The organism is Bacillus coreaensis, assembly GCF_050586445.1.
Classification (GTDB): Bacteria; Bacillota; Bacilli; order Bacillales; family Cytobacillaceae; genus Robertmurraya_A; species Robertmurraya_A coreaensis.
Window position 1 is genome coordinate 25,205 of record NZ_JBOCCY010000006.1, and the last position, 18,166, is coordinate 43,370.

Here is an 18,166-nt window from a genome sequence, read left to right on the forward strand (position 1 = left end):
AACCCCTTGTTCTGTTAGACAAGGGGATGAACAAAGGTTTCCAGTGATAGAATTGCGGTTAATAGATCGTCTGAAGTAAAGTCCTTCTCCAAGTAATGAATGGACTCATCAGAAGCTACTGTTCTCTCGGCGATTGTTTTGAGTTTTTCGAGATCATCGCGGTTCAGCCCTAGATCTCTTAATAGTATTGGAAGCTCTAAAGCTTTGTAGAAAGGCAGAAGAGAGGCAACCTCTTCTAAATTCTCCTCGAGCACTAGCTGAACAAGTATACCGTACGCTACTTTTTCACCGTGCAATAGATGATGGGTTTCTTGAGCTACCGTTAATCCATTATGAACCGAGTGGGCAGCAGCAATTCTCCCGTACCGGTCTCCGAATCCACCGACCATTCCACCAGCTACAATGATCGTTTCAATTACTTGAAGAAAAGCAGGTGAAGAAGTGTTTGCTTCCATCGCGTTCAGTGCAGTTTGACTATGTTCAAGTAAAACAATCTGGCAAAGCCTCGCACTTTGATGGGCGATTTTTACAGGCAACGGAAGGTCTTGTAAGTCGCGTACTAACACATCAGCTTCGTACCATTTGGCCAATGTGTCTGCAATCCCTGCTCGAACATATTTAATTGGTGAATGAAGAATGATACGCGGTTCTATTAAGACGATTAGTGTACTTTTCGGGAAAATGGTGTAATGCGTGAATTCGCCTTCTTCTGTATAAAACACGCTTAATGGAGTCCAAGCAGCGCAGGTGGAGGCAAGAGTTGGGATAAGAATGGCTTCTTTGTTTGTTTCATTTGCCACTGCCTTTGCCAGATCAAGCACTTTTCCTCCGCCGATACCGATGATGGCGTCGATATTTGTACCACTGACAATCGTAGAGATTCTCTGTACTGCAATTAATGAGCACTCCCCCTGATAGGAAACAAAGGTGAGCTTTACATTTGAGATATTTGGAAAATAGGATGCTGCTGCTTTCCAAGATTGTTCTCCGTGAATGACTAAGCAGTGATGAATTGAATTCAAGAGAAGTAGATTTTCAAGGTCATTTAACGAACCCTCATGACATGCATAATAGGAGGGAGCACCACGCACTTCGAGTTTTGTCATTGTCTTCATTCCTTTCTAGTAAAAACAACGCCGGCTGAGGGCGTTGTTTTTACTAGTTTATCAATTAGCGATTTACCATCCATTCAGGTTTACCAAAGCCTTGGAAGTCCTCGTCGATGATGGTTTCAAATTCTTCTGATTCAACAACTTCTTTCAGATCTTTTGCAAATTGGCTGTCAATATTTTTTGTGTCAACTACCACACGGTTACGGTATTGATCTGGCATATTTTCAAGCTGTAATGCGTCTAATAAGTCCATTTTTGCTGCTAAAGCGAAGTTCCCTGGTACAGCAGCAAGGTCCACGCTGTCAACCGCACGTGGAAGCTGAGCTGCTTCAATTGGTTGGAATACTAGATTTTTTACGTTCTTTTCTACGTCTTTTTCTGAAACCGTTAATGGGTCAGCATCTGCGTTTAATGTGATTAACCCAAGATCTTCTAAAATTAAGAAAGCACGTGCTGCGTTTGTTGGGTCATTTGGAATAGCTATATCAGCACCCTCCGCAATTTCATCTATAGAAGTAAACGTCTTAGAGTAGATTCCCATTGGTGCAGTTGGTACGGAAATAACATCAGTTAGTTCAATCTTATTTTCTTTTGCGAAGTTTTCCATGTATATTTTGTGCTGGAATAGGTTCGCGTTAATGTCTCCCTTGGAAAGAGCGAGATTTGGTTGAACATAGTCACTGAATTCTACTACTTCTACTTCATAGCCTTTTTCCTCTAATAAAGGCTTAATTGCGTTTGAAACCATGTCACTATATGGACCAGACGTTGCTCCAATTTTCACTTCTTTTTTCGTAGTCGCACTTTCCTCAGAAGAAGAAGCTTCCTCAGAACTTCCACCGCAAGCTGCAAGAGCCGCAATAGCAATCAAAATGACAAAACTCAAAAATAACTTTCTCATCGTAAATATTCCTCCAATAGTTTTATGGTGTCTGTCACCCTTCGTGGACAGTTGGTGCGTTTTTGTCCTTCTGGGATGGACAGTGGTTACATGTGATTTATTTTTTGTTTACTGCTTTTGCTAGTCGGTCACCGAAAAATTGGATGAGCTGGACTAAACAAATTAGGATGATAACGGTGGTGATCATGACGGTGTTGTCGTATCGGTAGTACCCGAACCGGATGGCAAGGTCCCCAACACCACCACCGCCAACAATTCCAGCCATCGCGGAGTAAGCGACTAAACTAATAATCGTAATGGTCACGCCTTGAATGATCCCTGGTTTGGCCTCTGGAAGAAGAACCTCCTTGATGATCATCCATGGGGAAGCCCCGACCGCGACCGCTGCCTCAATCACTCCTTTATCAATCTCACGCAGTGACTGTTCTACCAATCTTGCAAAGAAAGGAATCGCAGCTACTGAGAGTGAAACAGAAGCCGCAGTTGGCCCGATTGTTGAACCAGCGATCAAGTCTGCCAATGGCAAAAGGGCAATGAGCAAGATGATAAACGGGACCGAGCGAATCATGTTCACTAAAAATCCTACAATCTGATTAAATAGGGAATTCTCTAAAAATAATCCGCGGTCGGTAACAAACAATAGGACTCCCACGGGCAATCCGACAATCATAGCTACCACAATCGATATTCCCACCATATAAATCGTTTCAAAAAAGGCTTTGTTCAAATCAGGTAGTAATTCTATCAAGCTATCAAGCGGCATCTCGGATCACCTCCAAGCTTTCTGTGCGAGATGTGATATATTGAATCGCATGTTCTACTTCAGCGGTGTCACCTGTAAGTTCCATAATGAAGATTCCAAGTGGAGTCTCTTTTATGTACTCGATTTTGCCGTGTAAAATATTGCCCTTCACTTGGTACTTCTGTAGTGCATCTGAAATCACTGATTCTTCAGCAATCGCCCCGCGGAAATGAATCTTTACAATTTTTCCTTTGCTTGAAGATAGCAAGTGTTCTGGTAAATCAAATTGTAGAATGGTATTAATGAATTCCTTGGTAAGTTCGTTTATTGGATTTGCGAACAAGTCATACACTGGCCCTTCCTCAACAATTCGCCCGTCCTGCATAACTGCCATTCGGTCACAAATCTCTTTTACGACTTCCATCTCGTGTGTAATCAGTACAATTGTTAACCCTAACTCTTGGTTAATCTTTTTTAACAAAGATAAAATCGATTTCGTCGTGCTCGGGTCTAGGGCAGAGGTAGCTTCATCACAAAGGAGAACGGAAGGGTTATTTGCTAACGCTCTCGCAATTCCTACTCGTTGCTTTTGTCCACCGCTCAACTGAGACGGATACACATCACGCTTATCTGACAAGCCAACCATATCAAGTAGCTCAGTTACTCTTGCATCTATCTCTGCTTTCGATTTATAAGCCGCTTTTAGAGCGAAAGCTACGTTTTCAAAAACAGTCTTTGAGCTTACGAGATAGAAGTGTTGGAAAATCATCCCGATTTTTTGACGAGCACTTCGTAGCTCCTTTTTTCGCAGTGACGTAAGAGAAACCCCGTCGATCTTAACTTCTCCTGAGGTAGGAGCCTCCAATAAATTCAAACAGCGTAGTAACGAACTTTTTCCAGCACCGCTATACCCTACAATTCCAAAAATTTCGCCTTTGTTCACGGTTAGTGACACATGGTCCACACCTATTACTTCACCTTTTTTTGTTTGATAGACTTTCACCAAGTCTTTTACTTCGATCATTCATGTCACCCCTTAAGCTATAAAAATACAAAAAAACCTCTTTCCAGTCAGAAAGAGGCATCGTTATATATACGACTTATCTTTCAGAATGGAATCATTCTGTAGGAAGTGGCACCGTTCCATGAAATGGAGGTTGCCGGACGTCATAGGGCCTAATCCCTCAGTCACTCTTGATAAGTAAAAGGTCTTATTAATTTGTTACATGAATCATAAATCTAATAGGGGAGAAGTGTCAACAGCTGTTCTTGATAGAGGGAAGTGTAGGGAGCGCTTACATAACTGAGGCTGTAAGCGGAAAAAAATTTATAAAAAAAATAAAAACACCCATCCACAAATCGTGAATGAGTGTCGAGAAATGATTAGATTTTCATAACTCCACCGGTGCTAGCAGATGTTACAAGCTTCGAATAACGAGCAAGATAACCCTTTTTCACCTTTGGTTCAAAGCCTTTCCAGTTAGCTTTACGCTCTGCCCATTCTTCGTCAGAAAGAACAACGTCCATGGAACGAGCGTCAACATCAATGACAATTTGATCTCCATTTTGGATAAACGCTAATGGTCCACCTTCAGCTGCTTCTGGTGAAGCGTGACCGATAGACAATCCACGTGAAGCACCAGAGAAGCGACCATCTGTTACAAGAGCAACCTTCGCACCAAGTCCCATACCCATGATTTGAGAAGTAGGGGCAAGCATTTCAGGCATACCAGGTCCACCTTTAGGTCCTTCGTAACGGATAACTACTACATCGCCTTCTTTTACTTTTCCGTTTGCAATGCCGTGAAGGGCTTCGTCTTGTGAATCAAATACAACAGCCGGTCCTTCATGGCGATTTCCACCAGTGATTCCACCAGTTTTAATGATGGCACCATCTGGAGCAAGGTTACCAAACAATACAGCTAGGCCACCCTTTTCGCTATGTGGGTTATCAATGGAATGAATGACATCAAAGTTCTTTACATCACATCCGGCAATATTTTCACCAAGTGTTTTCCCTGTCACCGTTAACGTATCTAAGTGAAGAGCTCCTTCTTTCTTAGATAATTCGTTTAGAACCGCAGACACACCACCCGCTTCATGCAAATCTTCAATAAATACATCAGAAGCAGGAGCAAGCTTAGACAAATGAGGAACACGAGCTGCTACTTCATTAATTCTACCAATTGGGTAATCAATTTCTGCTTCATGAGCTAACGCTAATGTGTGTAGTACCGTATTAGAAGATCCACCTAATGCCATATCAAGAGCAAACGCGTTATCGATTGCTTTTTCTGTAACGATATCACGAGGCTTAATATCCTTTTCAATAAGCTCCATTAACTGTGTTGCTGATTTCCTAACGAAATCTCTACGCTCAGGCGCTACAGCTAAAATTGTTCCATTACCAGGAAGAGCCAATCCAAGCGCTTCTGCTAAACAGTTCATCGAGTTTGCTGTAAACATACCAGAACAAGATCCACATGTTGGACAGCCGAACTGTTCTAATTCTAATAGTCCCTTGTCATCAAGTTTTCCAGCTTGGTATGCACCAACACCTTCAAATACAGAAGAAAGTGAGATCTTTTTACCATCGCTAGTTACTCCCGCCTTCATTGGTCCACCACTTACGAAAACAGTAGGGATATTTAAGCGAAGTGATGCCATCAACATACCTGGTGTGATTTTGTCACAGTTTGGAATACAAACCATTCCGTCAAACCAGTGTGCTGCCACAACTGTTTCCACTGAATCCGCAATAATCTCACGGCTTGGAAGTGAGTAGCGCATGCCGATATGACCCATCGCAATTCCATCATCCACACCAATTGTGTTCATTTCGAATGGAACTCCACCCGCTTCTCGAATGGCATCTTTTACAATTTTTCCAAACTCTTGTAAGTGCACATGTCCTGGTACAATATCAATGTATGAATTGACTACCGCGATAAACGGCTTACCAAAATCCTCTTCTTTTACCCCAGCCGCACGCAATAGGCTTCGGTGTGGTGCACGATCAAATCCCTTTTTTATCATATTACTTCTTAATTCTGCCATTCTAAATTCCTCCCAATCTATCAAAAACACAATGATGTTAATGTTTTAAATTATTAAAAAATTTTAACAAATAGAAGGAGAATTGTAAAGAAAGATGACAAAACAATCATTTGGTAGATTTTATAAGTTACCCTCTTTCGTACTATTTTGGTGCTTTTTAATATTCTTATAGTGATAGTAGGAAGGCGTTTCCAATTTGTCACAATGAAAAAATTATTGTCAGTGATTGCCTTGTCATTCCCTTTTTACAAGATTAGTATTAAGATAAGAAAAGTATATATGAGCAAGAATAGGCGTACTTCTTTTTTAGAAGTCTAGGGAAGTTGGTGAAAGTCCAACGCGGTCCCGCCACTGTATATGGGAGCATACTGTAAAAACCACTGTGCAATAAAGAAATGCATGGGAAGGTACAGAAAGCAATGACCATGAGCCAGGAAACCTGACTATCTCTTGACACCGTGTACCTACGAGGATAGGTGGTGTGGTCGGTTTCTTACATAACGAAGAAACTTATTCCAACATCTCCATTTCTATGTGGAGATGTTTTTTTTATGCAAAAGTGGGCCAGTTTCATCCTCCGCAAGCTGGTGTTGCTACGCAACTAAGGCTTTCTTCGGGTGGAAACTGTCCAACTTGTTAAATATTTATGAAGGAGGGTTTATCATGTTTCTTCAACATTTATTCGCAATGACGATTGCTTATTTTATTGATTTACTTCTCGGTGATCCCATCGATTGGCCACATCCGGTGAAGTGGATCGGAACACTGATTTATAAGCTCGAGAAAAAGTGGAATAAAGGGACGCGGAAAAAATGGAACGGACTCGCTATGGTAGTTACGCTTCTCTTGCTCGTCGTGGGGATTACGATCCTAATTACGATGTTAGCTTATCAAGTTCATTTCATGGTCGGAATTATGGTTGAAGCGGTGATTATTTGGACGACGATTGCACAAAAAAGCTTAAAGGAAGCAGCGATGACGGTGTATGGTCCGTTAAAAAAGGGAGATCTAGTGGAAGCTCGTCACAAGCTATCGTATATCGTTGGTCGTGACACGGATCAACTTGATGAACAGGGTGTGGTTCGCGCGACAATTGAAACGGTCGCAGAAAACACAAGTGATGGAGTAACAGCTCCCTTGTTTTGGGCGTTACTCGGTGGTGCCCCGCTCGCGATGCTGTACCGTGCGGTCAATACTTGCGATTCGATGGTAGGTTATAGAAATGATCAATACATGGAGTTTGGCTGGGCGTCAGCGAAGCTTGATGATTGGTTAAATTTGATTCCAAGTCGCCTAACCTCCATTTGTATGCTCTTTAGCAATAAGCCTGTCCGATCCTCGGTAAAAGAGTCAGCAAAAATCATTCTTCGTGATGCCAAAAAACATCCGAGCCCAAACAGTGGATGGGGAGAAGCAGCTGTGGCTGCAATACTTGGGATTCAGCTCGGAGGAATCAATTATTACAAGGGCATTCGCTCCGATCGAGCCAAAATGGGAGAACCTTATTTTCCTGTTACTGGAGAGCATATTTTACAAACCAATGGTATTTTAACTCGAACAGTACTCACATTTTTACTTTTATTATGGATTGGAGGGATGATCGTTGAAGTGGCCTATGCACGGATCTAATCCACAATTTTTATATAAAGCACTTCATCTTGACATGCCTGAATCAGTGATTGATTTTAGTGCCAATATTAACCCGCTCGGTCCACCAGCCATAGTAAAAGACAGGTGGAATGAGCTGTACTCGCTTGTATCTGGTTATCCCGATCCGACGGCAGAAAGGCTCACAGGTTTGCTTGCAAAGAAAGAAAGCGTAAGAAAAGAGCAAATCTTAGTGGGGAACGGAGGGGCGGAGCTTATTTCTTTGGTCGGACGACTGCTCTCTGGTAAAAAAGCGCTTATCGTCCAACCAGCCTTTTCTGAATACGAAGAAGCATGCCGAGTGAATCAATGTGAAGTACGCTATCACTTGATGGATGTAGACAGCTGGGAATTACGTTTAGATGAATTACTAGTGAACTTACGTGAAGTAGACGCTGTATTTCTGTGCAATCCAAACAATCCAACGGGAATGTTTTTTCCGAAACTAACGATTGAGCTTCTTGCCCATGAATGTTCCAAATTCGGAACCTTGCTCATCGTTGACGAGGCCTTTTATGACTTTATAGAAGGGTACGAATCAACCGTTTCCTGTCTCCAACATGGCGGAAATATGATCATTCTTCGTTCGATGACAAAAATGTTCAGCATTCCAGGAATCCGCCTGGGATACTTAATAGCCGATGAAGCCCTGCTAGCAAAAATTAGGAAAATCAAACCACATTGGAGTGTAAATGCGGTAGCTATGAAGGTGGGGGAATGGTGTTTGTCAGAAAGTGACTATGTAGAACAAACCATTCATTTGATAAAACAGGAGCGGGAGAAGCTACAGTGTTTTTATCGTGAACAGGAGTTTTCTTATTCCCCATCAACTGTAAACTTTTATTTGCTAAAAGATACGAAAGTAACTGATCAATTTCCATTTTTTTATTTTTTGATGGAAAAGGGAATGATTCCACGGCATACGATGAATTTTCCGGGACTTAAAGGAAAGTGGCTACGACTGGCGATAAAAGGACCAACCGAGCATGAAAGGTTATTAGAGGTGATGAGTGAATGGCGGAAGGTGGACAGCTGATTTTTATCAGTGGTGGTGTTAGAAGTGGAAAAAGCAGTTTTGCTGAGAAAACAGCGATGAGTCTTGCAAAGAGTACCTATGGCAATCTCCATTACATTGCTTCTGGAGTTGTCTTTGATGCGGAAATGAAGGACCGAATTCATAGACATCAAGTACAAAGAAATGAAGGGGAGCAACAATGGACAACATGGGAGGAGCCCTATTTTTTACATAATCTATCAACTGTTTTTCAGTCGAATGATATTGTGCTCTTTGATTGCCTAACTTATCTATTAAACAACCGTTTGTTTCAAATCGAGGAGCGACTGATGGACCCGTCTTTTCATGAGGAAATCAAGAAATCGACTATGGAGGGCATTCTCACAATACAAAAAAACTGTCATACGCTCATCGTTGTTAGCAATGAAATCTTGAATGAACCGATATTCTCAAGTGACCTGGTGCTTGTGTATGCAAAGCTCCTTGGCAGGCTAAACCAACAGGTCGTTTCCATTGCAAAGGAGGCATATCTCGTTGAAGCAGGTATTCCAATTTGTATGAAAAAGGAGGGTGATGATGTTGCATTTCGTAATAGGCGGAGCTTGTAACGGCAAGGCAGAGTGGGTTAGTACCCACTATAATCTGTGCAAGTATCCAAAAGAAAACTGGATAAAGGCTTATGAAACCTCGTTTTATGACTGGCTTAGTGAAGATCCCGCTGCATCTTTAGTAGTGGTAGAAGGAATCGAGTATTGGATTAGGGAACTATCGCTTCAGCATGAATCGGATACAGTAAGAAACATATGGAAAGAAACACTGCAGAAATGGGATTGTTGGGAAAAGGATGGTTGGAAGAGAAAGGTCGTTATCATTGGTTCGGATATTACAAGAGGAATTGTGCCTGTTGAAAAAACGGATCGGAAATGGCGTGATGATGCAGGATGGACGTTTCAGGATACGGTCCAATTATGTGATCGAGTGGATCACATCTGGTACGGAATTGGTCAACGTGTAAAGTGATTATAATCCAAAAGGAGGAAGAAAAATGAAGGTGGCAAAAGTAACATGGATGGCTGTATTTATAGCTTTAACCGTTGTAGGAGGTGCGATAAAAATTCCAGCAATCATTGGAAGTGTCGCGCTTGATTCGTTTCCAGCACTAGTGGCTGCCGCGCTTCTAGGAGGAATTCCGGGTGCAATCGTCGGTGGATTAGGACATATGGTCTCTGCGTTAATTGGAGGAATGCCTCTTGGACCGATGCATTTTTTAATTGCTATCGAAATGGCCTTGTTAGTATGGGTATTTGCATATTTTTATCATAAAGGAAGCAAGTGGACTGCTTCTATCTTATTCGTGCTAGGAAATACCTTTGCAGCACCACTGCCATTTATCTATTTAATTTCAAAAGCATTCTATGTAAGTATGGTTCCATCATTACTGATTGCTGCGGTCATAAATACCATCCTAGCAGTGATTGTCGCTCCTCGTTTAGCGAGTATTATGAAACCAGCAGTCGCAGGGAAATTTCAAAAATGAGAGATGTCCAATTGCTAAATATGGGTAGAGAAACCCTTGTAGTAGCATCAGATAATAGCGGAGCAATCGGTTTAAAAAATCTGGATGCGGTACAGGTTCCTTATGATATCGTCGGTTATTATACTTTTCGTGTAGCAGCCTTGGAATGCTATTGTGCGGGAGCTACTCCTGAAGCAGTAATTCTTCAAAACTTTTGTGGAGATGAGGCGTGGGAAGGACTCGTAAAGGGAATAACGAGAGGACTGCATGAGCTTTCTGTACCAGATGTTCCGATCACCGGAAGCACAGAAAGTAACTTTTCACTTGTACAATCCGCGGTGGGTTTAACGGTATTAGGAAAAAGAACAAACGATGCTTCTATGAGTGCCATTCCATTTCTAGAAAATACGAAAGTCGCTATTATTGGGCTGCCTCTCGTCGGAAATGAAGTAATAGAGCAGGATACAGAAGTAGCACCACTACAGTTAGTAAAGGAGCTCTCACAAATAGAAGAAGCTGTCTTATTGCCAGTTGGGTCCAAGGGAGTGCTTTATAAATTAAATCGTCTATTTTCAAATCGGACGTTTTTAAAAAATGAAGTGAATAGTGTAATCGATTTAGAAAAAACATCCGGTCCATCTACATGCTGCCTTATTGCGTTTCCAGCTGAGAAAGGGCATATGGTGAAGGACCTCTCAGGACATTATTATCATGAAGTAACTTTTTAAATCGAGTAGGGAGTGACCAAAATGGTTGATTTATATATTGCTAGGCATGGACAAACCACTTGGAATGTACAAAAGCGAATGCAGGGCAGATTGGATTCCTCCCTTACAAAAAAAGGATTGGAGGATGCTAAAAGGTTGAGAGACTACTTAGCTGGTACCTCCTTTCATGAGGTCATCTCTTCTCCCAGTGGTAGGGCTTATACCACCGCGAAGCTTATAAGGCCAATGGAAAAACAGATAATAACTGATCCCCGCTTAATGGAAATTCATCTTGGAAATTGGCAGGGGAAAACGGAGGACGAAATCCATCGTGAGTTTCCATCAGAGTATAGGCATTACTGGGATGCTCCAGACAGGTACTACAACGAAGGTGGAGAAACCTTTGAAGAAGTAATTACTAGAGTAGAAGACTTCTTACAGGAGATAGAAAGAACCTATACGGACGGAAGAGTGCTAATTGTCACTCATGGGGTTGCCATCATGGCTTTTTTATCGATTGTGAAAAAGCTTACAATAAAAGATTTTTGGTCTACTCCTATTACTGAGGGAACGAGCTTAACCTTGATAAGACTGGAGAAAGGAGAAAGAAAGCTTCTTGTAGAGGGAAGTGTAGAACATCTATTGCTAGCCTCTGTTTAGTAAATTGTGACAATTGTTCATCTGAATTATGAGTTTATTATGAAACTTTCGAAAAGGCGGCTTCGAGCACTTCTCAGCTTACGTTTCTGAGGAGTATAATCCAATTAAATACAAAAAAACAAATACAAAAAGACTTAGGTTTCTTTTCAAACGGAAGAGATTAAAGGGAAATTGGTTCAATGCCAATGCGGTCCCGCCACTGTAAGTGTGAGCAAGCTACATCACCCACTGTGTTAAAAACACGGGAAGGGGTAGCGAGTGATGAGCACAAGCCAGGAGACCTGCCTAAGACTAGGATGGTACCAACCTACGAGGATAGGGGAGGTGTTAGGTGACGGCCTTTTTGCTCACTAAATGTTTACGGACATTGTTAACACTTCCTATGGGGAGTGTTTTTCTTTTGCTCAGTATGTAACAAAGTACAGAATGGGGTGAAAAGGAATGGAGAACAAAGGTCAACTACTCGTGTATACCGGAGAAGGAAAAGGGAAAACAACAGCTGCCCTTGGACTCGCGGTAAGAGCAGCTGGTCAGGGGAAAAGGGTCAAAATGATTCAATTTATTAAATCTCCCGACCGAACCGTTGGTGAACGGAAAGTCTTGCAAAAGCTAGGAATCGATATATATCCAATGGGAATGGGATTTACATGGACGAAAACACCCGAGGAACATCGGACGGCTTTAAAACAAGCTTGGTTACTAGCGAAGGACCTTTTAAAAAGCAATGATGTGGATGTACTTATTCTTGATGAGATAAATAACGCGTTAGCCGTTTCTCGGTTTCCGATTGAGGATATCGTCACAACAAAAGAGGTATTGGAAGCGCTTCAGTCAAGAAGAGAGGGACTCCATGTCGTATTGACTGGGAGGGGAGCCAAAAAGGATATTCTTCTTTCAGCAGATTTAGTAACAGAAATGAAAGAAATCAAGCATTACTATGATCAAGAAGTTCCAGCCATAGTCGGTCTAGATTATTAGAAGGAAGGTTCATTGGATGAGGAGTCTCAAGAAATTGGTGCTTATAGGTGCAGGTGTACTTTATTTCTGGATTGGATCCATATCAGATGTGTACGCCATGCATATTATGGAAGGGTTTTTACCAATGAAGTGGGCAATAATTTGGTGGATGCTTTTGCTCCCTTTTTTAGCAGCAGGTATTCATACAGCCCGAAAGAAAGTGGCGGTTCAACCAGAGATAAAAACGATGCTCGGTTTAAGTTCTGCCTTTGCCTTTGTTCTTTCCGCACTTAAGCTTCCATCGGTAACGGGAAGTAGCTCGCATGCAACGGGAATTGGTCTAGGAACTCTCCTTTTTGGTCCGGTCATTATGAGTGTAGTTGGCTTTATTGTTATGTTATTTCAAGCATTGTTACTTGCACACGGTGGCATTAGTACGCTTGGTGCGAATGCCTTTTCCATGGCAGTGGTGGGTCCTTTCGTAACGTACGGTGTCTATTGTCTGTTGAAAAGATTCAGGGTGAATTTGAAGTTTGTCATTTTCTTTGCAGCAGCGTTTGGTAATTTAGCTACATATGCCATGACTTCTCTTCAGCTTGCCTTTGCGTTCCCTGACCCAGCTAGTGGGTTAGGAGGGGCATTCATAAAATTCATCTCCGTATTTGGAGTCACGCAAATTCCTTTGGCACTTTCAGAAGGAATCATAACGGTGGTAGTGATGAACTTTTTGCTTAAATACAATGCAAGTGAATTACAGATGCTCAACTTTCTACGTAAGGAGACTAGCTCATGAAAAAGAATAGTTTGTTATTCCTATTAATTGTTTTTCTTGTAGCGATTCCGCTTATGTTCAAGGATGATGCCAGTTTTTCGGGAACAGATACGCAGGCTATTGCAGTTATTGAAGAACTAGCACCCTCTTATAAGCCCTGGATAGATAATCTATGGAAGCCAAGCAGCAGTGAGGTGGAGAGCTTGTTGTTTGCCGTTCAAGCCTCAATTGGTTCAATTGTCATCGGATACTTTATCGGCTTTTCGCGTGCCAAGTTAAAATACCTTTCTAGAAATGACCGTTCCTAATGCTGAGGATTGATTATTTCGCTTATAGCAACAAGCTAAATCACGCGAATAGTTTTGAAAAGATCACCTTGAGCTTGGGGAGTCTTCTCCTTGTCTTGCTGTTTAAAAATAGTTGGATTTCCTTTCTAGTCCTTATCGTGATGAGTCTATTAATCGTATGGGTGGCAAAAATACCAATTTCCTATTATGGAAGGCTTCTTTTACTCCCACTTTCCTTTTTGAGCCTAGGAGGTGTGTCTATTGTTCTTTCCATAACAGCTGCGCCATCTGCGGGTATTCAACAAGCGGTTCTTTTAGGAAAACTAGCAAACTTTTATTTATATTTTCTTCCAGAACAGGTGGAAGTAGTCTTGCCACTTATCATTCGCTCATTTAGCAGCATTAGTTGCTTATACTTTCTAATCCTTACCACACCAATTAGTGAGATAGTAAGTATGTTACATCGATGGAAGGTACCAATACTTTTACTGGAAATCATTATGTTAACGTATCGGTATTTGTTTTTATTGCTTGATACGGCTTCCGATATATACGTATCGCAAAGAAGTAGACTTGGCTATCAATCTATTTCATCTGGACTATTTTCAGGAGGTCGATTAGTAACGTCTTTGTTTATTAAAACGTATCAACAAGCAAAGGAACTGCAAATCAGTATTGACTCCCGTGGGGGAGGAACGTTGTATGACCCCATTTATGAAAAGAAAAACCTTTCTGTTATCCATGTCTGCTTTATCACCGTATTTTTTCTGGCTGTTCTATTATTGAATTTTATTAGTTAAGGAGTTTTCGTATGAGTTCAACCATTTTTGAATTCAAAAATGTCTATAAAGTATTCAACGAGCAAGAAGCAGCACTTTCGGATGTCTCCTTTTCTATCAAAAAGGGGAAGAAAATTGCACTGCTCGGCAATAACGGAGCTGGGAAATCAACACTGCTTCTCCATTTGAATGGAATTTTAAAGCCAACGAACGGCTCCATCTTTTTTAAAGAGGAGGAGCTTTCATATACTCGTTCTACTTTAAAGGAGTTGCGAAAACTTGTTGGACTTGTGCTGCAAAACCCTGACTCTCAAATTTTTTCCTCCCTCGTTGAGGAGGATATTATGTTTGGTTTAAGAAATCTAGGATGTTCAAGACTTGAAAGTAAAACAAGAACAGACGACATTATGGAGAAAACAGGAATTGACTGTTTGAAAGGGAAACCAACTCATTTTTTAAGTCAAGGACAGAAAAAGAAGGTGGCGCTAGCAGGAGTTCTCGTAATGGAACCGGAGGTCCTCTTGCTAGATGAACCAACAGCCCAGCTCGATCCTATTTCCACTCAATCCATGATCCAGCTTTTAAATGAGTTTCATGAACAAGGACAAACGATTGTCTTATCTACCCATGATGTTGATTTTGCCTATGAGTGGGCTGATGAAATCATGATTATCAGCAATGGATGCTTGTTGTTTCACGGCTGTCCGTACGATGCTTTTCAAAATCAGGAGAACTTACGAAGAAGTCAGCTGCGGAAGCCCTGGTTGCTTGAGGTATATGACGAAATAATTAAACCTATGAACAGTGTGTTTGTACCGAAAAATCAAGATGAACTCTTTTCTTTGTTACGGACCACGATGAAAGGCGAAAAACCATTTATTCATTCAAAAAAAGCTGTAGGAGGAAGGTTTCAATGACAGGATCTATTTTTATTGTTGGCCTAGGGCCAGGACATGAAAACCACATTACAGAGAGAGCCAAGGAAGCGATATTTGAGAGCGATATAATTGTTGGGTTTAAGACGTATGTCGATTTAATTAGTGAGTTAGTAAAAGGAAAAGAAGTAATCAGTTCCCCGATGTCTGAGGAGGTAACAAGAGCTCAGGAGGCCATTGAGTTGGCCAGAGGGGGCAAGAAGGTAGCCGTCATTTCTAGTGGAGACGCGGGAGTATACGGGATGGCAGGCCTTGTTTATGAAGTGCTAGCAGAAAAGGATTATAAAGATGTACAGGTAGAAATCATTCCAGGTATTTCAGCGATTAATTCATGTGCGTCACTTTTAGGAGCCCCAGTTATGCATGATGCTTGTACAATTTCTTTAAGCGACCACTTAACTCCATGGGAGACGATCGCTAAGCGGCTACACGCAGCAGGAGATGCAGATTTTATTATTGCCCTTTACAATCCAAAAAGCATGAAAAGAACGGCTCAAATTGAAGAGGCGAGCCAAATCCTTCTTCAATATCGCTCGCATCATACACCAGTTGGACTTGTTAAGGGAGCCTATCGGGATAACCAAAAGGTGGAAGTTACCACACTTGGTGACATGTTGAATCATGAAATTGGTATGCTCTCAACCGTAATTATTGGAAATTCAACAACATTTGTTTGGGACGGCAAAATGGTCACTCCTAGAGGTTATCAAAGAAAATATGACCTGGAATCCACTCTACAGCCACTAAAGCCGCATGAAAGGCTAAAAAAAGAGAATGAACCTTGGGCCTTGCATGGCGGAAAAGCATAAGGAGGAAATCACATGAAGGCGGTTCTATTTGTTGGGCATGGAAGCAGAGAGAAAGAAGGAAATGAACAAGTGTTACAGATGGTAACAAACATAAAAAGTCAAGTAAATGAATGGATTATTGAGACCTGCTTTTTAGAACTAGCGAACCCTGATATTGAAACCGGAATCACAAGATGTTTGGACCAGGGGGCAACGAGTATTGCAATTATACCAATGATGTTGTTTGCTGCTTCTCATTCGAAACTTCACATCCCGAATGTCATTGATGAAGCCAAAAAGAAATATCCTTCTGTCACGTTCACATATGGTAAACCGATTGGTGTACATAAGGAAATGGTAGAGATTTGTGAACAGCGGGTAACAGAAGCAATGGACGTAACGACTGTGGAGAAAGAGGATGTCGGAGTTGTTCTTCTGGGAAGAGGGTGCAGTGATGGTGATGCAAACAGTGATTTATACAAGCTATCTCGTTTGCTTCGCGAAAAGCTGTCCATTAAGAAAATCGAGCCGGCCTTCATTGCTGTAACCGAACCTTCATTAGAGGAAAGTGTAAATACACTTATTACCTTAGGAGCAAAAAAGGTCATCATTCTACCTTATCTATTGTTTACAGGTGTACTCATGAAACGACTTGAAGAGCAGATCGTTGGGCTACAAATACAGCTTCCTTACGTACAAATCATACTAGCATCCTATTTGGGCTTTCACCCAAACCTTGAAAAGATGTTTATAGAACGGATGAATGAAGCTTTAACTGACTCTGTCATGATGAATTGTGATACGTGTCGCTTCCGAACGGAGGCGGCGGAACATATGGACCATCATCACCATCATCACGAGGAGAAAGTAAGTCAATGATTTTCCTATTGGCTGGAACAAGTGATGGAAGGGAGCTGGCAAAAAGAATCCATGCATATGGGTTTCCACTTGTAGTTAGCGTTGCCACGCAAAATGCGGCCATTTCATTAAAAGCAGAAGGGATTCCTGTTCTGGTGAATCGACTGACAGCGATTGATATGGAAAAATGCTTGGCTGATTTTTCCGTACAACTGGTGATTGATGCCAGTCACCCTTATGCAGAGGAAGCATCCATAAATATGATTCGGGCAGCTTCATCCATTCGTATTCCCTACATTCGTTATGAAAGAAAATCATCTTTACTAGAGGGCAAGAAAATTACTTATATAAAGAGCTATAAAGAGGCTGCTATTCGATCTTCCGAGTATGAAGGGAATATCATGCTAACAACTGGTGCCAAAACATTAGCCGTTTTTTCGGGGGAATTAAGAAATCGTAGGGAGGGGAGAACTCTGTTCCGACTTCTTCCGCTGCAAGAAAACTTAGAAAAGTGTGAACGTCTTGGAATCCCTTCAAGAGATATCGTCGCGATTCAAGGTCCTTTTTCAAAGGAGCTTAATAAGGCTCTGTTCTTGAATTATGAAATCCGATTACTTGTTACAAAAGAAAGTGGAAACGAAGGATCTTTTCATCAAAAAGTGGAGGCAGCAGAAGAATTAGGAATAGAAACCATCATCATAAAAAGGCCATGCATCCATTATGGAACAACCTACGATTCTATTGAAAGTATCATTCAATTCATAAAAGGGGATAGAGAATATGAACTTTCTCACCGAGTTTCAACCAATAACGATTCAGCCGCAGGAAATTGAAAAAAAGAGCTTTGAGACAATTGATGAAGAAATAGGAGTGCACTCGTTTCCTGATAAAGAATACAAAATTGTTCAACGAATCATCCATGCATCAGCTGACTTTGAACTGGGGAAAAGCATGCTTTTCCACCCAAAAGCCATTGAAGCGGGAATTTCTGCGATTAAAGCTGGAAAGAAAATTGTCTGTGATGTTCAAATGGTCCAAGTCGGAATAAGTAAGCCCCGGATTGAGGCCTTTGGATGTGAAACGAAGGTCTATATTAAAGATCCTGATGTGGTGGAAGAAGCCAAAAAGATACAGGCAACCCGTAGCATCCTGGCAATAAGGAAAGCAGCCAGAGAGGCTGAAGGAGGCATTTTTGCAATCGGCAACGCACCAACCGCATTACTGGAGCTCATTCGTCTAGTGAAAGAAGGAGAAGCAAACCCTGGCCTGATTATCGGTGTACCGGTTGGATTTATATCTGCGGAAGAATCAAAGGAAGAGTTAGCGAAGCTTGATATTCCTTTTATCACCAATGCTGGACGAAAGGGTGGAAGCACGATTGCGGTCGCAGCCATTAATGCGCTAGCCATTTTAGCAGAAAAAGGACTGTAGGA

At 41.6% G+C, this 18,166-nt stretch carries 20 protein-coding genes, 1 pseudogene and 3 riboswitches; of the genes and pseudogenes, 16 read left to right on the forward strand and 5 right to left on the reverse strand.

What is annotated here, in order from left to right; translation table 11 throughout:
* Positions 1–14: 14 nt before the first annotated feature.
* The 5 genes from ACQ5H4_RS11055 to ilvD all read right to left on the reverse strand — a co-directional run bounded on the left by ACQ5H4_RS11055 (position 15) and on the right by ilvD (position 5,812).
* Positions 15–1,106 carry an iron-containing alcohol dehydrogenase family protein gene (locus ACQ5H4_RS11055; protein WP_430774973.1) on the reverse strand — a complete coding sequence of 364 codons (1,092 nt, stop codon included), beginning with the start codon at positions 1,104–1,106 and terminating at the stop codon, positions 15–17.
* A 64-nt stretch (positions 1,107–1,170) separates the two neighbouring features.
* Complete coding sequence (locus tag ACQ5H4_RS11060; RefSeq protein ID WP_430774974.1) at positions 1,171–2,013, reverse strand: MetQ/NlpA family ABC transporter substrate-binding protein; 843 nt, start codon at positions 2,011–2,013, stop codon at positions 1,171–1,173.
* Positions 2,014–2,110: 97 nt separating this feature from the next.
* A complete protein-coding gene (locus ACQ5H4_RS11065) occupies positions 2,111–2,776 on the reverse strand; it encodes a methionine ABC transporter permease (RefSeq protein ID WP_430774975.1) in 666 nt (221 codons plus the stop codon).
* Positions 2,766–3,779, reverse strand: coding sequence for a methionine ABC transporter ATP-binding protein (locus tag ACQ5H4_RS11070; protein WP_430774976.1), 1,014 nt, complete (start codon positions 3,777–3,779; stop codon positions 2,766–2,768). Before ACQ5H4_RS11070 ends, ACQ5H4_RS11065 begins: the two co-directional genes overlap by 11 nt.
* 73 nt (positions 3,780–3,852) lie before the next feature.
* A riboswitch (SAM riboswitch) is annotated at positions 3,853–3,959 on the reverse strand.
* Positions 3,960–4,138: 179 nt separating this feature from the next.
* A complete protein-coding gene (gene ilvD / locus ACQ5H4_RS11075) occupies positions 4,139–5,812 on the reverse strand; it encodes a dihydroxy-acid dehydratase (protein ID WP_430774977.1) in 1,674 nt (557 codons plus the stop codon).
* 274 nt (positions 5,813–6,086) lie between these two features.
* Positions 6,087–6,273: riboswitch (cobalamin riboswitch) on the forward strand.
* Positions 6,274–6,475: 202 nt separating this feature from the next.
* On the opposite strand from ilvD, the gene cbiB reads away from it, so the two are divergent.
* From cbiB to ACQ5H4_RS11155, 16 genes and pseudogenes are all read left to right on the forward strand, one after another.
* A complete protein-coding gene (cbiB, locus tag ACQ5H4_RS11080; RefSeq protein ID WP_430774978.1) occupies positions 6,476–7,441 on the forward strand; it encodes an adenosylcobinamide-phosphate synthase CbiB in 966 nt (321 codons plus the stop codon).
* Positions 7,416–8,495 carry a threonine-phosphate decarboxylase CobD gene (cobD, locus tag ACQ5H4_RS11085; protein ID WP_430774979.1) on the forward strand — a complete coding sequence of 360 codons (1,080 nt, stop codon included), beginning with the start codon at positions 7,416–7,418 and terminating at the stop codon, positions 8,493–8,495. Before cbiB ends, cobD begins: the two co-directional genes overlap by 26 nt.
* Complete coding sequence (locus ACQ5H4_RS11090; protein WP_430774980.1) at positions 8,474–9,082, forward strand: bifunctional adenosylcobinamide kinase/adenosylcobinamide-phosphate guanylyltransferase; 609 nt, start codon at positions 8,474–8,476, stop codon at positions 9,080–9,082. Before cobD ends, ACQ5H4_RS11090 begins: the two co-directional genes overlap by 22 nt.
* Positions 9,051–9,494: a bifunctional adenosylcobinamide kinase/adenosylcobinamide-phosphate guanylyltransferase gene (locus ACQ5H4_RS11095; RefSeq protein ID WP_430774981.1), complete on the forward strand. Its 444-nt coding sequence runs from the start codon at positions 9,051–9,053 to the stop codon at positions 9,492–9,494. Before ACQ5H4_RS11090 ends, ACQ5H4_RS11095 begins: the two co-directional genes overlap by 32 nt.
* Positions 9,495–9,519: 25 nt before the next feature.
* Complete coding sequence (locus tag ACQ5H4_RS11100; RefSeq protein WP_430774982.1) at positions 9,520–10,011, forward strand: ECF transporter S component; 492 nt, start codon at positions 9,520–9,522, stop codon at positions 10,009–10,011.
* A complete protein-coding gene (locus ACQ5H4_RS11105; RefSeq protein WP_430774983.1) occupies positions 10,008–10,718 on the forward strand; it encodes an ATP-binding protein in 711 nt (236 codons plus the stop codon). The genes ACQ5H4_RS11100 and ACQ5H4_RS11105 overlap by 4 nt, the downstream gene beginning before the upstream one ends.
* A gap of 21 nt (positions 10,719–10,739) precedes the next feature.
* On the forward strand, positions 10,740–11,357 hold the full coding sequence (locus ACQ5H4_RS11110) for a histidine phosphatase family protein (protein ID WP_430774984.1): 618 nt from the start codon (positions 10,740–10,742) through the stop codon (positions 11,355–11,357).
* Positions 11,358–11,476: 119 nt separating this feature from the next.
* Positions 11,477–11,660, forward strand: a riboswitch (cobalamin riboswitch).
* A gap of 138 nt (positions 11,661–11,798) precedes the next feature.
* Complete coding sequence (locus ACQ5H4_RS11115; RefSeq protein ID WP_430774985.1) at positions 11,799–12,335, forward strand: cob(I)yrinic acid a,c-diamide adenosyltransferase; 537 nt, start codon at positions 11,799–11,801, stop codon at positions 12,333–12,335.
* Positions 12,336–12,351: 16 nt separating this feature from the next.
* Positions 12,352–13,107 carry an energy-coupling factor ABC transporter permease gene (locus ACQ5H4_RS11120; protein WP_430774986.1) on the forward strand — a complete coding sequence of 252 codons (756 nt, stop codon included), beginning with the start codon at positions 12,352–12,354 and terminating at the stop codon, positions 13,105–13,107.
* Entirely contained in the window at positions 13,104–13,394 is a 291-nt protein-coding gene (locus ACQ5H4_RS11125; RefSeq protein ID WP_430774987.1) for an energy-coupling factor ABC transporter substrate-binding protein, read from the forward strand. The genes ACQ5H4_RS11120 and ACQ5H4_RS11125 overlap by 4 nt, the downstream gene beginning before the upstream one ends.
* Positions 13,394–14,173 carry a cobalt ECF transporter T component CbiQ gene (cbiQ, locus tag ACQ5H4_RS11130; protein WP_430774988.1) on the forward strand — a complete coding sequence of 260 codons (780 nt, stop codon included), beginning with the start codon at positions 13,394–13,396 and terminating at the stop codon, positions 14,171–14,173. Before ACQ5H4_RS11125 ends, cbiQ begins: the two co-directional genes overlap by 1 nt.
* Before the next feature lie 11 nt (positions 14,174–14,184).
* Positions 14,185–15,069 carry an energy-coupling factor ABC transporter ATP-binding protein gene (locus ACQ5H4_RS11135; RefSeq protein ID WP_430774989.1) on the forward strand — a complete coding sequence of 295 codons (885 nt, stop codon included), beginning with the start codon at positions 14,185–14,187 and terminating at the stop codon, positions 15,067–15,069.
* Positions 15,066–15,881: pseudogene (cobJ, locus tag ACQ5H4_RS11140) on the forward strand (precorrin-3B C(17)-methyltransferase); the annotation flags it as partial. The gene ACQ5H4_RS11135 and the pseudogene cobJ, both read left to right, overlap by 4 nt.
* A 27-nt stretch (positions 15,882–15,908) precedes the next feature.
* Complete coding sequence (locus ACQ5H4_RS11145) at positions 15,909–16,754, forward strand: sirohydrochlorin chelatase (RefSeq protein WP_430774990.1); 846 nt, start codon at positions 15,909–15,911, stop codon at positions 16,752–16,754.
* Complete coding sequence (cobK, locus tag ACQ5H4_RS11150) at positions 16,751–17,566, forward strand: precorrin-6A reductase (protein ID WP_430774991.1); 816 nt, start codon at positions 16,751–16,753, stop codon at positions 17,564–17,566. The genes ACQ5H4_RS11145 and cobK overlap by 4 nt, the downstream gene beginning before the upstream one ends.
* The gene (locus tag ACQ5H4_RS11155; protein WP_430774992.1) at positions 17,514–18,164 is read left to right on the forward strand and encodes a precorrin-8X methylmutase; all 651 of its coding nucleotides are present in this window, start codon (positions 17,514–17,516) and stop codon (positions 18,162–18,164) included. Before cobK ends, ACQ5H4_RS11155 begins: the two co-directional genes overlap by 53 nt.
* The last annotated feature ends 2 nt before the right edge of the window (positions 18,165–18,166 follow it).